This window comes from Colwellia sp. BRX9-1, from assembly GCF_014077195.1.
Classification (GTDB): Bacteria; Pseudomonadota; Gammaproteobacteria; order Enterobacterales; family Alteromonadaceae; genus Colwellia_A.
In genome coordinates, this window is record NZ_JACGVM010000035.1 from 1 (window position 1) to 14191 (window position 14191).

The following is a 14191-nucleotide window of genomic DNA, read 5'->3' on the forward strand; positions in this document are numbered from 1 at the left end:
GTAGAGCTAATCAACCCAGTAGCGATGGATGAAGGTTTACGCTTCGCTATCCGTGAAGGTGGTCGTACTGTTGGTGCTGGTGTTGTATCTAAAATCATCGCATAATTGCAGATTTTAGTTCTCACTAGAACTTAAAAAAAAAGACGCTTAGGCGTCTTTTTTTATCACTAAAATTTAGCAAAACAGTCAAACAGTCAAAGCTGCTACCACAGAGCAGGTGTTGTATCGCTGTACCTGAAAGAGGCATCGCATAATTGCAGATTTTAGTTCTCACGAGAACTTAAAAAAAAGACGCTTAGGCGTCTTTTTTTATCACTAAATTTTAGTGAAATTGTCAAAGAGTCAAACAGTCAAAACTATCAAAGCTGCCAACACAGAGCAGGTGTTGTATCGCTGTACCTGAAAGAAGCATCGCATAATTGCAGATTTTAGTTCTCACGAGAACTCAAGAAAAGACGCTTAGGCGTCTTTTTTTATCACTAAATTTTAGTAAAACAGTCAAAGCTGCTACCACAGAGCAGGTGTTGTATCGCTGTACCTGAAAGAGGCATCGCATAATTGCAGATTTTAGTTCTCACGAGAATTCAAGAAAAGACGCTTAGGCGTCTTTTTTTATCACTAAATTTTAGTGAAATTGTCAAACAGTCAAAACTATCAAAGCTGCCAACACAGAGCAGGTGTTGTATCGCTGTACCTAAAAGAGGCATCACATAATTGCAGATTTTAGTTCTCACGAGAATTCAAGAAAAGACGCTTAGGCGTCTTTTTTATGTCTTATTTCAGTGATCAAAAGAATAGAATGAAATTAATTACGAATGATAACTATTATTGTTTGCAATAATCATTAGAGCTAATTACAATACATGCAAATGAAAGTGATTCGTATTTGTATTGGTGCAGTAAGATGAAAAACAAAATTTCTGTTTTATCAACATTGGCAATGGTCAGTTTTTGTAACCTTGCTCAGGCTGATGATCAACCCTCTGTTATTAACTTTAACAAACAACAGCAACAAATTGAAAAGCTTCAAAGTGAACTTAGACAATTAAGTCTAGCCGTATCCTCAACAAGTCATAAAGATCAGCTAAATTATTCAGCCGTCAAAAATTGGCACATTACCTCTTATGGCAGTGTACTTTATAAAACGGAAGATGTTTTTCGTAACACGCAAGACACACAACCACAAAAGCGCAGCATAACTGATGTCGAACGCGTTGTTTTAGAATTTGGTTATCGGTTTGACCCCCAATGGCAAGTTGAAATAGAGTTAGAGTACGAACATGGTGGTACAGGCGCAGCATTAGAATATGATGGCTTCGAAGAATTCGGCGAATTTGAAACTGAGATAGAAGCGGGTGGTGAAGTTCTGGTTGAAAAATTAGAACTCAAATATGCTTACAATGACTACTTTGCTATTAAACTTGGCAGAATATTTGTCCCTGTGGGTTTAGGGACTGAGTTACACAAACCTGATCAATATTTTACTACCCAGCGTCATTGGAGTGAATCAACACTTATCCCCCAAGTTTGGCATGAAACCGGGATTAACTTCACTGCAAATTGGCAAGGATTTAAGGCGCAAGCTTTACTGACGACAGGCCTTAATTCTGAATACTTTCGTACTTATCGCTGGGTAGCCAGTGGTCACCAAAAAAGATTCGAAACGATCAATGCCGACGACTTAGCGTTAACGCTTCGAGTAGATTATGGCGACCTTAAAAAAGGCTCAGGGATAGGCGCTAGTTTTTACAGCGGTAACACCAGTGGTAATCGCAATAATACCAATAATATTTCAGCGGATGGCCATTTATCCATTATCGGGCTAAATGGCGTTTATCGTTATCAAGATTGGACGCTACGAGGTCAGTATTTATTCGGCAAATTAGATGACAGCTTAGCCATTACTGCCGCTAATAAAACAACGCCAGGATTAAAGCCAGGTAACTTTGCTCAATTAGGTAGTGAAGCTGAGTCAGCATTTCTAGAAGTCGCCTATAACAGTCAATTTCTGCTTGGTCTTAGCAAACCTTTGTATCTATTTACTTCATATGATTATGCCAACCCTATTAAAGAAGTAGCAGGGGGCTTAGCTACCTCTCGTTTTGATATTAAAGAAATTGCCATCGGTGTGAACTACATACCAATAAAAAATGTGGTACTTAAAGCTCAGTTTGCTGAAAAATCTTATGCACAAAACAACCTTAATAATACCCAAAGTTTTAGCCTATCGATGGGCTATTATTTTTCAATATAACCATCAGTTTAAAAGACGACTGTAAATTTAAAGGAATTAAAAATGTCATTGAAAACTTCACTCTTCGCAACGACCACAGCAATATTAATGTTATCTGCATGTGGTGGTAGCAGTTCTTCGCAGTCAATACCTGTTATAGAAGAACCATCAGGCTTCGCGTTTGATGCAACAGCTATGATAAGTAATATAACAAACGATATTATTGTTGAAGGTTATAACGACCTGAACACCAAAGCAGAGATCTTTCACTTAGCGACCTTGTCATTATTAAATTCTCCGAGCCAAGAAACATTATTGGCAACTCAACAAGCATGGCAAACAGTTCGCCAACCTTGGGAGCAAGGAGAAGCTCATATTTTTGGACCAGTAGATGCCTTATCTATAGATCCTCACTTAGATACCTGGCCATTAAATACCAGTGATCTGCAAAGTTTATTAGCAACACAAAGTGGTTTTAATGCCGAGGTTATCAAGTTATTTAACGACGATGTTCAGGGCTTTCATACCATGGAGTTTCTACTTTTTGGCGATGGCTTAACCGATAATGCTAAAGCGATAGATGAAATGACAGCGTTAGAGCGTGAATATTTAGCTGCTACTGCAGAAGTGTTTCGTGAATATACCCAATCGCTTTTTGATGCATGGACGGTTAGACATGATGCCAATGATACAAACTCATTACCCTACCAAGAATTTTTGCTGATACCAGGTAATGACATTTATGCGTCTGAACTAGGCGTCGTAGAAGAATTAATTAATGGCATGATAGGTATTGTTGATGAAGTCGCTAACGGAAAAATTGCTGAACCCTTTGGTAGTGATATTAACTCAACGGATACCTCGTTAGTTGAATCACAATACAGTTGGAATTCACTGGCTGATTTCACAAATAATATTCAAGGGGTTAAAAATGTTTACCTAGGGACCACAAATTCACAAGCTGTGACCGATGTAGGAATTATTAATTTCGTTCAAGCCGCGGATAGTGCTTTAGCTATTCGCATCGATACCGAAATAACGACAGCAATAACAGCAATTAAAGCGATTTCAGGTGAAAATGATATGCCGTTCAGGCAAGCAATTAATGATGTAGAAGCACGTGTTCGTATTCAAGCCGCTATTGATGCTTTAAGTATTTTACAAACATCATTAGAGAGTGATGTGCTTATATTGTTGAATAACTGGAATAACTAACAGTGATTTAGTTGCTAACCGACCCCTAAAGGATGTAAGCCGTGCAAGGATGCACTTCCCTTTAATTTATAAATAGAACAAAACTTATGTTAAATATGAATAATATAAACAAGGGTTTAATAATTACGATTAATCTTTTACTGGCAACATTATTTCTTAGTGCCTGTAATCGTGAGAGTCAGTCAAATGATAATGCTGTTGTTGAACCTGATTACCCTGATTATACTTTTGTTGAAAACCTAGGTGATAAAGCGACAGCATTTGATGCTAGTGATTCAGGGCATGGCTTTTCAACTCCAATAACGACCTTAACTGACGCTGAACTAAACCAACACCTGACTGGCGATGCTAATTTTGAAATGGCGTTTACAACAGCGCCAAATATGGAACACCCTGAATTAGATGGTTTGGGACCGGTTTTTAATAATCAAAATTGTAACTCATGCCACCAGCGTGATGGTCGTCCATCTACATTAACCATTCCACAAGACCAAGATCGTATTTTATTAGGCGCTAATGCCGGTATTTTTTTGAGAATGAGTATTGAAGACGGTGAATGCACAGCGCCGTCAATTAATAATAACTATTGTAAAAATAAGCCTGTGCAAGGTTTTGGTACCCAGCTATTTCATCGAGGTGTGTTAAAAGCACGGGCTGATTGGCAAGATCACCCTTTTGTTGGTCAAGCCGATGTTTATTTAGCTTATGAATTTAAAACAATAACGTATGCCAATGGTGATACGGTTGAATTAAAAAAACCGGTATTTACCATTGAAAATGCTTACGATGTTGGCGACGGTCAACAACGCGATAGTGCAATTATGCAGGTTGATGTGCGTTATAGCCCACGTAATGGCATGCCAATCTTTGGTTTAGGTTTGTTAGAGCTCATCGCCGAAGCGGATATATTAGCGTTAAGTGATGAGCTAGACACCAATAACGATGGTATTTCAGGTCGTCCTAATTGGGTTTTCGACCCAATTAAAGCGAAAAATAAAGATCTTATACCTGTATCACTTGGACGCTTTGGCTGGAAAGCAAGCACACCCAGTGTTCGTGTTCAGTCTCTGGGCGCATTACGGGGTGATATGGGAATTACCAATCCGTTATTTCCACAGGAGAGCATCGCTAATTCACCTTTGCATGAAAGCTATTTAACGCGGACAGGTTTTATTGATACCGGTGTTGATGAACAAGGAGGTAGTGAAGCAAGCCAAGAGTTCTCAGATGATGTTGTTTTTTATGCGGAAACATTAGCGGTGCCATCAAGACGCAATGTAAATAATGAAATGGTAATTGCCGGCGCACAATTATTTGAAGAGGTCGGTTGTGTGTCTTGCCATCAACCAGACTTTACTACGATGAGTGGTGATATTTTGGTGGGGGGAGTACCTGCACCTGAGTCATTAAAAGGACAACATATTTATCCCTTCACAGACATGTTATTACACGATTTAGGCGCAGAATTAGCAGATAATCGTCGTGATTTTATGGCAACAGGCAATGAGTGGAAAACTCGACCACTGTGGGGAATTGGGTTAACTAAAACAGTGAATCCTGCCGCAGGTTTTTTACATGATGGTCGAGCGAGTACGGTAGAAGAAGCAATACTTTGGCATGGCGGTGAAGCGCAACAAGCTACCGACAAGTTTATGGCATTAAGTGTTAATGAACGTGAGCAACTAGTCTCTTTTGTTATGTCTTTATAAGTCAGCGCCGCGCCGACAATGTTATTATTTCTCCAGAAGAAGTGGGCTTTGCGCAAAGCATCACTTATTCAAGGCGTTAAAGAGTTACTTTAACGCCTTATTTTTTAAAAAACGAGTGAGTAAATCGTAAGTTATAGTCTAAAAAAATACGTGTCTTATTAACCGTCTTCCTTTAAGTGATATTATTTTTTTAAAAAGCGGGATGGTGATTCAACAGGATCAGCCTTTAATCGTAAGTTATAGTCTAAACGATGCGTGTCTTATTAACCGTCTTCCTTTAAATGATATTATTTTCTAAAAAACGGCGTAGTAAATCGTAAGTTATAGTCTAAACGATGCGTGTCTTATTAACCGCCTTCCTTTAAATGATATTATTTTCTAAAAAACGGTGTAGTAAATCGTAAGTTATAGCCTAAAAACGCTGTAGATCTTTACTTATACACCACTTATTAATTCTTTTTTCAAAATACTGCTCGACGAAAATGCTGAGTTTTCAGGTAACTGTGTGTGTCCTGCTAAAAGATAAATGACTTTCTGTCCATTCTCTGCGAGTTCAAGTGCATGTTGAAAATTAATAAGTATTGATGAAGTAATACTTTGTGGATACTTTTCAGCATCACGGCGTATATATTCAATTAGGTCGATATTAACGTCATCGTCATAAAATACCGCTTCAGCAAATTGCATTTCTCGGTGAGTCTGTAGGGTTAATTTATCTGGATTACCATCTAATGTATGAACAAAGACAATTTCACCTACCGGCGGTGTAATTTCTTTCTTTATGCTAGCAATAAGCTGTTGTTCAGCTTCGGGTATATTACCTTGTAAAATCTGCTCACCGATAGGCCCTCTTAATACGCTTTCCCAGAAGGTCCTACGGTTGCGCAGCCCTCTTACTCTTGCTTTAACATGATCTCGAAATTTAAAAGAAAAATCTGCAAGCCTACCGTAGCCATTGGGTAGGGTTTTTTCAATTTGTTCTCTAAGCATCCTTAACAGTATAGGGGCACTTCCAGAGCTAGACATAGCGATAATCATCGGTGCGCGATCTATGATTGCTGGCGTGATGTAAGTACAGAGTTCAGGTTGGTCAACAACATTGGTGAGAATGTTGAGCGGTTGTGATTCACCAGCAACCGCTTTATTGACTTCGCCATCGTCGGTAGCTGCAATCACTAAGTTCATGCCAATTAAATGGCCGCTTTGGTAATTGTGAGCGAGCCAATGTAGATCATGGCCATCGACTAATCGTTTCACACTTTCAGATAAGCTTGCAGCCATAACCGTAATGTTAGTGGTACTTTTTAGCAATAATTCAATTTTACGTGCCGCGACATCACCACCACCAATGATCATTGCCGATATGTTTTTACCCTCAAGAAAAATGGGGAAATATTTCATTTAAATAACCTATATTGTCTTTAATCTGTGTATGAGCCTAAACAATTGCGTTAAGACGGTAATGATAAAAGTTTTTCACTGATGGCTAAACCATTACTGTCGCCGTAGATGAACTGTCCGGGAATAAAATGAATGCCGGCAAAAGTAATGGGAATATTTACTTCACCAATACCTAGTTTCTCAGTTTTAATTGGGCAACAACCCAATGCTTTTACACCTAGTTTTAGCGTGGCAATCGTACCCGCATCACGAATACAGCCATTAATGACCATTCCTTGCCAACCATTTTTAACCGCTTTTTCAGCAAGCATGTCACCTAACAGTGCACGTGTGGTACTTGCTTTACCATCAATAACCATGACTTTACCTGTGCCGTCAGTATCTACCAAGGCTTTGACTTTTGAATTGTCATTAAAACAAGACACGGTGACTATTTCCCCATAAAAAATGTTATTTTTGCCATAGTCAGTAAATAGCGGTTGTGCCAGTGTTAATGCGTTAGGGTAAATGTCATATAAATCAGGGAGAAGATCGAGCATCGTAGAGTTCCTTATTAGGCCAGAGGGAATAATTATCCTAGCAATACTCTAGCAGAAGTCTTTGTAGGTATTAACTAACAAATGCTAAACTAGTGAAAAATTTATAGTGAGCACCTCCCATGCCTTGGATACAACTTCGCTTGAGTGCGAATGAAGACACATCAGAAAAATATAGTGATTGGTTAAGTGCTTGTGGCGCGCAAGCCGTGACGTTTATCGACGCCCAAGATACCCCTATTTATGAGCCGCTTCCGGGTGATGAAGTTATCTATTGGCACAATACCGTGGTAATGGGCTTATTCGATGCCAGCCATGACATGGATAAAACCATTACTTATTTGAAAAGTATCCATCCAGATAAAAACAATATGGCTTACAAGTTAGAGCAACTTGAAGATAAAGATTGGGAAAGAGAGTGGATGGACAACTTCCATCCAATGAAATTCGGTGAGCGTTTATGGATTTGTCCAAGCTGGCGCGAAGTTCCTGATCCAACCGCGATTAATGTTATGCTTGATCCAGGTTTAGCGTTTGGCACAGGCACCCATCCAACCACGGCATTATGTTTAACCTGGTTAGACGGATTAGATTTAGTCGGTAAAACTGTAGTTGATTTTGGTTGTGGTTCAGGAATTTTATCGCTGGCGGCACTTAAGCTAGGCGCGAAAAAAGTCATTGGTATTGATATTGATCCACAAGCATTACAAGCAAGTAAAGCAAATGCTGAGCGCAACGGTATTGCAGACCGTTTAGAACTTTTCTTACCAAAAGATCAGCCAAGTTTTAAAGCTGATGTGGTTGTCGCTAATATTTTAGCCGGACCATTACGTGAATTAGCGCCAACGATTATTGAATTTGTTGCACCAAATGGTCACCTTGCACTGTCAGGTGTTTTAGAAGAACAGGCCAATGAACTGCAAAATATTTATAGTCAGTGGTGTGAAATGGATGCCATTGCTGTTCAAGATGAATGGGTTCGTCTTTCAGGTAAAAAAAATTAGTCAAAAACCCTGTTATTAATTGAGCAGTATTCGTTAGCTATTTGTACAAATTCTGCTCACATCAATAGTTTGCAAAAAGTCAATATTAAAAACGCAAAAAAAAGCAAGAATTGTTCAATTTATATGCTTTTCAATTCCCTTAAAAACACGTAAACTTAGCGCCCTTTTGAATAGTAGCTCAAAAAAACAGCAACATGAATATAGGTTCGTATACTTTATCAAGTAATGTAATGCTTGCTCCAATGGCCGGAATAACCGACCAACCTTTTCGACAACTGTGTTGTCAAATGGGAGCAGGGTTAGCCGTGTCAGAAATGATTTCGTCTAATCCCAAAGTATGGCATACCGAAAAATCTAAGCGACGAAGTATTCATAGTGAATTTGCAGGTATTCGTTCGGTACAAATTGCCGGTTCAGATCCTGAAGAGTTAGCGTTTGCTGCTAAAGTTAATGTTGAAAATGGCGCACAAATTATAGATATTAATATGGGCTGTCCTGCTAAAAAGGTCAATAAAAAGCTCGCGGGTTCTGCATTATTAAAAGAACCTAAATTAGTTGAAGAAATAGTGCGAAGTGTTGTTGATGCGGTAAACGTGCCAGTAACACTTAAAATTCGTACCGGCTGGTGTGAGAACACTCGCAACGGCATTGAAATTGCTAAAATTGCTGAGCACAACGGTATTCAGTCTTTAGTCGTTCATGGTCGCACCCGTAATGATTTTTATAAAGGGGATGCGGAATACGAAACGATAAAAGCCATCAAGCAAGCGGTTAGTATTCCCGTTGTGGCTAATGGCGATATTACCAGCGCAATCAAAGCGGCGCAGGTATTAAATTTTACTGGGGCTGATGCCGTAATGGTGGGTCGTGGTGCCCAAGGGAAACCTTGGATTTTTCGAGAGATTAATCATTTCTTGAAAACGGGTGAACATTTGTCTGCCCCCTCATTGGAAGAGATTTGTCCGATAGTTATTGGGCATGTAAAGGACTTACACAACTTTTACGGTGACTTTATGGGTGTTCGTTTTGCTCGTAAGCACGTTGCTTGGTATATGCTCGCGTATGATCAAGAGAAAAAATTTCGTTCTGTTTTTAATGCGTTAGAGTCATCTACCGATCAACTTGATGCATTAGAACTGTATTTTGATAATTTAAATTAACTAGAAAGAGTCTGAACTTTATGTTTGAACAAAATATTTCATCACCATTCGTTACTGGCAAGATCCAAACTCAAGCTGAGTATTCTCCATTACGTACTCAAGCTAAACAAGCTATCAGTAACTACTTATCGCAATTAAATGGTAATGATGTAGATGATATGTACGACCTTGTACTTTCTGAAATCGAAGCGCCAATGTTAGAAGAAGTTATGAAGTATACGCGCGGTAACCAAACACGTGCGGCTAACTTGTTAGGTATCAACCGTGGTACTTTACGTAAGAAGCTTAAAAAATACGGCATGAACTAAAAAATAGACAGGTTGTCCCTGTCAATCGAAAGCACCCTAGGGTGCTTTCTTTATTTCTAGCTAAGGGGTTTTCTTCAGCTAGCTACTCATTACTGAGTAAAGGATTTATTTTAAAAAATCACTGCCAAGGACAAATGTCAACGGCCAGACAATTAAACTAACTTTAAGGTTAACAATAAAGCAATGGATACTCCACGCCCAATCAAACGTGCATTATTAAGTGTTTCTGATAAAACAGGTATTGTCGATTTCGCTCGTAGTTTAGCGCAAAAAGGTGTTGATATTTTATCAACCGGCGGCACAGCAAAATTATTAGCTGATAATGGTATACAAGTTACTGAAGTTTCTAAATACACAGGTCACCCTGAAATTATGGACGGTCGTGTTAAAACACTTCATCCAAAAGTTCATGGCGGAATTTTAGCGCGCCGTGGTATGGATGAAGCCGTTATGGCTGAAAACGATATTAGCGCGATTGATCTTGTTGTCGTTAACCTTTACCCATTTGCTAACGCAGTTAGTGATGAAAACTGTAGCTTGGAAAACGCGATTGAGAATATTGATATCGGTGGACCCACTATGGTTCGTGCAGCGGCAAAAAATCATAAAGACGTGACGATTATTGTTAATGCTCACGATTACGAGCGCGTATTAGCAGAAATGAATAGTAACGATGATTCATTAACGTATAACACACGCTTTGACTTAGCTATTGCTGCCTATGAACATACTGCAGCTTACGACGGTATGATCGCAAATTACTTTGGCAAAATGCTTAGTGCGCGAAGTGGTGAAAAAAGCGAAGTTAACTTTAAAGAAAAAAACAAATTTCCACGCACCTTTAACAGTCAGTTTATTAAAACTGAAGATTTACGTTACGGTGAAAACTCGCATCAGGATGCTGCTTTTTATGTCGAAGCAAATCCTGAAGAAGCATCGGTTTCAACGGCTAAGCAATTACAAGGCAAAGCGCTTTCTTATAACAATATAGCTGACACGGATGCCGCTTTAGAATGTGTTAAAGAATTTGATGAGCCGGCGTGTGTTATCGTTAAACATGCTAACCCTTGTGGTGTTTCTATTGGTGACAATATCTTAGCCGCTTACGAAGGTGCTTATCGTACAGATCCTACCTCAGCATTTGGTGGCATTATCGCCTTCAACCGTGAATTAGATGCCGACACAGCAGAAGCTATTGTTTCTCGCCAGTTTGTTGAAGTTATTATCGCGCCAAGTGTTTCAGAGGCTGCGGCACAAATTGTTGCTGCTAAACCTAACTTACGTTTATTAGCCTGTGGTGAATGGTCGAACAAAACTACCGGTTTTGATCTTAAACGTGTTAATGGTGGCTTATTGGTTCAAGACAGAGACCAAGGCAAAGTGACCAGCGATGATTTGAAAGTTGTTACTAAACGCCAACCCACTGCTGATGAAATGCGTGACTTACAATTCTGTTGGAAAGTAGCGAAATACGTGAAATCTAATGCGATTGTTTACGTTAAAAATAGCATGACTATTGGTGTCGGTGCCGGTCAAATGAGCCGAGTTTACTCAGCTAAAGTTGCTGGTATCAAAGCTGCAGATGAAAACTTAGAAGTTAAAGGTTCAGTCATGGCATCTGATGCATTCTTTCCATTTCGTGATGGTTTAGATGCTGCCGCTGAAGCGGGCATTACTGCTGTTATTCAACCGGGCGGTTCTATGCGTGATAATGAAGTTATTGCCGCTGCCGATGAACATAACATAGCTATGGTGTTCACCGGAATGCGTCACTTCCGCCATTAAGTAGGTTTGCTTATCGTTGGTTAAATAAAATTATTCGTTGGAAGTGCTCAAGTAGATAAACTACGCTCCGCGCTTCCGCTTTTAATTTTCACTAACCAGCTTAAAGCATTTTCAAATAACGGCTTTATTAGCCTTGTTGATAAAATGTTACACTTCAACAAGGTTAAATACTTTTCTTTTATCCCCCTTATCTGTTTCTTCTTTTAAAATCTGCTATAACATGTCGAGTTAACCTTTATTCTTGATATGGAAAAGCAAATGAAAACAATAAAAACTTTATTATCAGCTTCAATCATTAGCCTGTCATTAGCCAGTGTTTCTTACGCTGATCAAGCCATGCAACCTATGGTTAATACACAGTTAGCCCACGCGGTTGCTAGTGAAGATAGATCAGCGGCTAATAAAATGCGCGATGAATACCGTCATCCACAACAAACCTTAGAATTTTTTGGTTTTAATTCATCAATGACTGTTGTTGAGATAACACCTGGTGGTGGTTGGTACACTGAAATTTTAGCCCCAGCGTTAAAAGGCAAAGGAAAGTTAATCGGTGCTCATTATCCTGATACCGGTGAAGACAACTATTACAGTAATTCCCGTAAAAATTTAGTAAAAAAATTGGCTAGTCATGAGATGTTTAGTGAAGTTGAACTCTCTAATTTTGTGCCTAAGAAAGCCAGTGAATTAGCTCCCGCTGGTTCTGCGGATATGGTACTTACTTTTCGTAATTTACATAACTGGGGAGAAGAAGGTGTAAGCCAAGTATTTATTGATGCCTTTAAGGCATTAAAAACTGGTGGTATTTTAGGTGTCGTTGAGCATCGTTTACCAAAAGGCGCGACAGCTAACGATATGAATAGCGGCTATGTTTCTGTGGAGAAGACAATTGCACAAGCTGAAGCTGCTGGATTTACTTTTATTGCCAGTAGTGAAGTAAATGCTAATGCTAAAGACAAAGCAAGTTATGAAAAAGGTGTCTGGACATTACCCCCGTCACTTGCATTAAAAGATAAAGATAGAGAAAAATATCTGGCTATCGGTGAAAGTGATCGAATGACTTTAAAATTTGCAAAAGTAGCTAAATAATCTTAAGACTTGCGGCATAACTTCCCTTATAATGGCGCAAGTTTTTTAGCATATTTTCTAGCAAATAAAGTAGGGTTAAGATAAATGAATGTTTTAGTAATAGGTAGTGGTGGTCGTGAACATGCACTCGCATGGAAAGCTGCACAATCATCACAAGTAGAAAAAGTATTTGTTGCACCAGGTAATGCCGGTTCAGCAACAGAAAATAAAGTAGAAAATGTTGCCATATCCGCTGGCGATACTGCTGCACTAGTCGACTTTGCTAAAACTCAAAACATTACTCTAACGATTGTTGGCCCAGAGCAGCCACTTGTTGACGGCGTTGTTGATGCCTTTCAAGCCGAGGGGTTAACTATTTTTGGTCCAAGTGCTAAAGCGTCACAACTTGAAGGTTCAAAAGCATTTACTAAAGACTTCTTAGCTCGTCACAACATTCCTACAGGCTGGTACCAAAACTTTACTGAAATAGAAGCTGCGTTAGCTTATGTTCGTGAAAAAGGCGCACCTATTGTTATTAAAGCTGATGGCTTAGCAGCTGGTAAAGGCGTTATTGTCGCAATGACATTGCCAGAAGCTGAAGACGCTATTAAAGATATGCTCGCTGGTAATGCTTTTGGAGATGCCGGGCATCGTGTTGTCATCGAAGAATTTTTAGATGGTGAAGAAGCGAGCTTTATTGTTATGGTTGATGGCAAAAATGTTTTAGCCATGGCAACAAGTCAAGATCATAAGCGTGCTTATAATAATGACGAAGGACCAAATACAGGTGGTATGGGGGCTTATTCACCAGCGCCGGTAGTTACCGCTGAACTTCATCAACGTATTATGGATGAAGTCATATATCCTACAGTGCAGGGTATGGCTAAAGAAGATGCCCCTTATACTGGTTTCTTATATGCTGGCTTAATGATAGATGCGACAGGTACGCCAAAAGTGATTGAATACAACTGTCGATTTGGTGATCCAGAAACACAACCTATTATGATGCGTTTAAAGTCAGATATCGTTGAGTTATGTTTACTGGCCTGTGCTGGTAAGTTAGATACAGCGACTATTGATTTTGATCCACGTCCAGCTGTCGGTGTAGTGTTAGCGGCCGGCGGTTATCCAGGCACTTACGCCAAAGGTAAAGTGATTTCAGGTTTAGAAACTAACCAGCATCCCGACAGAAAAACATTCCATGCTGGCACCACTGAAATTAATGGTGAGATAGTGACGGCTGGCGGTCGAGTGCTTTGTGCTACTGCATTAGGCGAAACGGTTACACAAGCGCAAAAATCTGCCTATGCTTTATTACACGAAATAAGCTGGGAAGAAGTACAATTCAGAACAGATATTGCCTATCGTGCAATCGCCAGAGAACAAAGTTAACTTATACTTTTTAAGTGTTGAAATGAAAGCCTCTTTTAAGAGGCTTTTTTATTAGCTAAAATCCACGAATATCTCAAGATCCCCTACAGTAAACTGAAATGATCATTGTTAGGTTTTGTTTAGTTATAACTGATAAAAAATTGATAATTACTGTAGTAGCTTTAATAAAGCTCAATAACAACGCGGTATGTATGTTAATTGACCGAACGATCGGTTATTTCAAATTTATGACAAAAAAGGGTTGACGCCCAGCGAGAAATGTCTAGAATGCGCTCCAGTTCCAAGGGGTAACCCAAACGAACGTTTTGATAAGTTATCTACATCACTTTAGAGTAAAGTAGTTAACTTAACGTTTTATAGATAAGGTTTGAATCTTCGAAAAG

Annotated in this window: 12 protein-coding genes; 10 read left to right on the top strand and 2 right to left on the bottom strand. The window is 39.2% G+C overall.

Annotated features, from left to right (window positions below; genetic code table 11):
* The 4 genes from H4J76_RS18995 to H4J76_RS19010 all read left to right on the top strand — a co-directional run.
* A partial coding sequence (locus H4J76_RS18995; RefSeq protein WP_077287512.1) for an elongation factor Tu occupies nt 1-105 on the top strand: 105 nt, incomplete at its 5' end.
* Nucleotides 106-904: 799 nt separating this feature from the next.
* Complete coding sequence (locus H4J76_RS19000; protein ID WP_182231104.1) at nt 905-2254, top strand: hypothetical protein; 1350 nt, start codon at nt 905-907, stop codon at nt 2252-2254.
* Nucleotides 2255-2296: 42 nt separating this feature from the next.
* Entirely contained in the window at nt 2297-3448 is a 1152-nt protein-coding gene (locus H4J76_RS19005; protein WP_182218433.1) for an imelysin family protein, read from the top strand.
* Nucleotides 3449-3543: 95 nt separating this feature from the next.
* Nucleotides 3544-5157: a di-heme oxidoredictase family protein gene (locus H4J76_RS19010; RefSeq protein WP_182231105.1), complete on the top strand. Its 1614-nt coding sequence runs from the start codon at nt 3544-3546 to the stop codon at nt 5155-5157.
* Nucleotides 5158-5592: 435 nt separating this feature from the next.
* Here H4J76_RS19010 and H4J76_RS19015 read toward each other — a convergent pair whose 3' ends face one another.
* Nucleotides 5593-6558 (bottom strand): NAD(P)-dependent oxidoreductase, encoded by a 966-nt coding sequence (locus H4J76_RS19015; RefSeq protein WP_182218429.1) that lies wholly within the window; start codon nt 6556-6558, stop codon nt 5593-5595.
* A 50-nt stretch (nt 6559-6608) separates the two neighbouring features.
* Nucleotides 6609-7097, bottom strand: a complete 489-nt coding sequence (locus tag H4J76_RS19020) for a putative 4-hydroxy-4-methyl-2-oxoglutarate aldolase (RefSeq protein WP_182218427.1) — start codon at nt 7095-7097, stop codon at nt 6609-6611.
* A 119-nt stretch (nt 7098-7216) separates the two neighbouring features.
* Here H4J76_RS19020 and prmA point away from each other — a divergent pair, with 119 nt between their 5' ends.
* From prmA to purD, 6 genes are all read left to right on the top strand, one after another.
* On the top strand, nt 7217-8098 hold the full coding sequence (gene prmA, locus H4J76_RS19025) for a 50S ribosomal protein L11 methyltransferase (RefSeq protein WP_182218425.1): 882 nt from the start codon (nt 7217-7219) through the stop codon (nt 8096-8098).
* 194 nt (nt 8099-8292) lie between these two features.
* A complete protein-coding gene (dusB, locus tag H4J76_RS19030) occupies nt 8293-9258 on the top strand; it encodes a tRNA dihydrouridine synthase DusB (RefSeq protein WP_070375037.1) in 966 nt (321 codons plus the stop codon).
* Between the two features lie 20 nt (nt 9259-9278).
* Entirely contained in the window at nt 9279-9566 is a 288-nt protein-coding gene (fis, locus tag H4J76_RS19035; RefSeq protein WP_070375036.1) for a DNA-binding transcriptional regulator Fis, read from the top strand.
* Between the two features lie 183 nt (nt 9567-9749).
* Nucleotides 9750-11351: a bifunctional phosphoribosylaminoimidazolecarboxamide formyltransferase/IMP cyclohydrolase gene (purH, locus tag H4J76_RS19040; RefSeq protein WP_182231106.1), complete on the top strand. Its 1602-nt coding sequence runs from the start codon at nt 9750-9752 to the stop codon at nt 11349-11351.
* A 258-nt stretch (nt 11352-11609) separates the two neighbouring features.
* Nucleotides 11610-12437, top strand: a complete 828-nt coding sequence (locus tag H4J76_RS19045) for a class I SAM-dependent methyltransferase (protein WP_182231107.1) — start codon at nt 11610-11612, stop codon at nt 12435-12437.
* 84 nt (nt 12438-12521) lie between these two features.
* On the top strand, nt 12522-13808 hold the full coding sequence (purD, locus tag H4J76_RS19050; protein WP_182218422.1) for a phosphoribosylamine--glycine ligase: 1287 nt from the start codon (nt 12522-12524) through the stop codon (nt 13806-13808).
* The last annotated feature ends 383 nt before the right edge of the window (nt 13809-14191 follow it).

Bases quoted from the DNA above. Each gene is read 5' to 3' on its own strand.
- H4J76_RS19000 (WP_182231104.1), top strand. From the start codon at position 905: ATGAAAAACAAAATTTCTGTTTTATCAACATTGGCAATGGTCAGTTTT.
- H4J76_RS19005 (WP_182218433.1), top strand. From the start codon at position 2,297: ATGTCATTGAAAACTTCACTCTTCGCAACGACCACAGCAATATTAATG.
- H4J76_RS19010 (WP_182231105.1), top strand. From the start codon at position 3,544: ATGAATAATATAAACAAGGGTTTAATAATTACGATTAATCTTTTACTG.
- H4J76_RS19015 (WP_182218429.1), bottom strand. From the start codon at position 6,558: ATGAAATATTTCCCCATTTTTCTTGAGGGTAAAAACATATCGGCAATG.
- H4J76_RS19020 (WP_182218427.1), bottom strand. From the start codon at position 7,097: ATGCTCGATCTTCTCCCTGATTTATATGACATTTACCCTAACGCATTA.
- prmA (WP_182218425.1), top strand. From the start codon at position 7,217: ATGCCTTGGATACAACTTCGCTTGAGTGCGAATGAAGACACATCAGAA.
- dusB (WP_070375037.1), top strand. From the start codon at position 8,293: ATGAATATAGGTTCGTATACTTTATCAAGTAATGTAATGCTTGCTCCA.
- fis (WP_070375036.1), top strand. From the start codon at position 9,279: ATGTTTGAACAAAATATTTCATCACCATTCGTTACTGGCAAGATCCAA.
- purH (WP_182231106.1), top strand. From the start codon at position 9,750: ATGGATACTCCACGCCCAATCAAACGTGCATTATTAAGTGTTTCTGAT.
- H4J76_RS19045 (WP_182231107.1), top strand. From the start codon at position 11,610: ATGAAAACAATAAAAACTTTATTATCAGCTTCAATCATTAGCCTGTCA.
- purD (WP_182218422.1), top strand. From the start codon at position 12,522: ATGAATGTTTTAGTAATAGGTAGTGGTGGTCGTGAACATGCACTCGCA.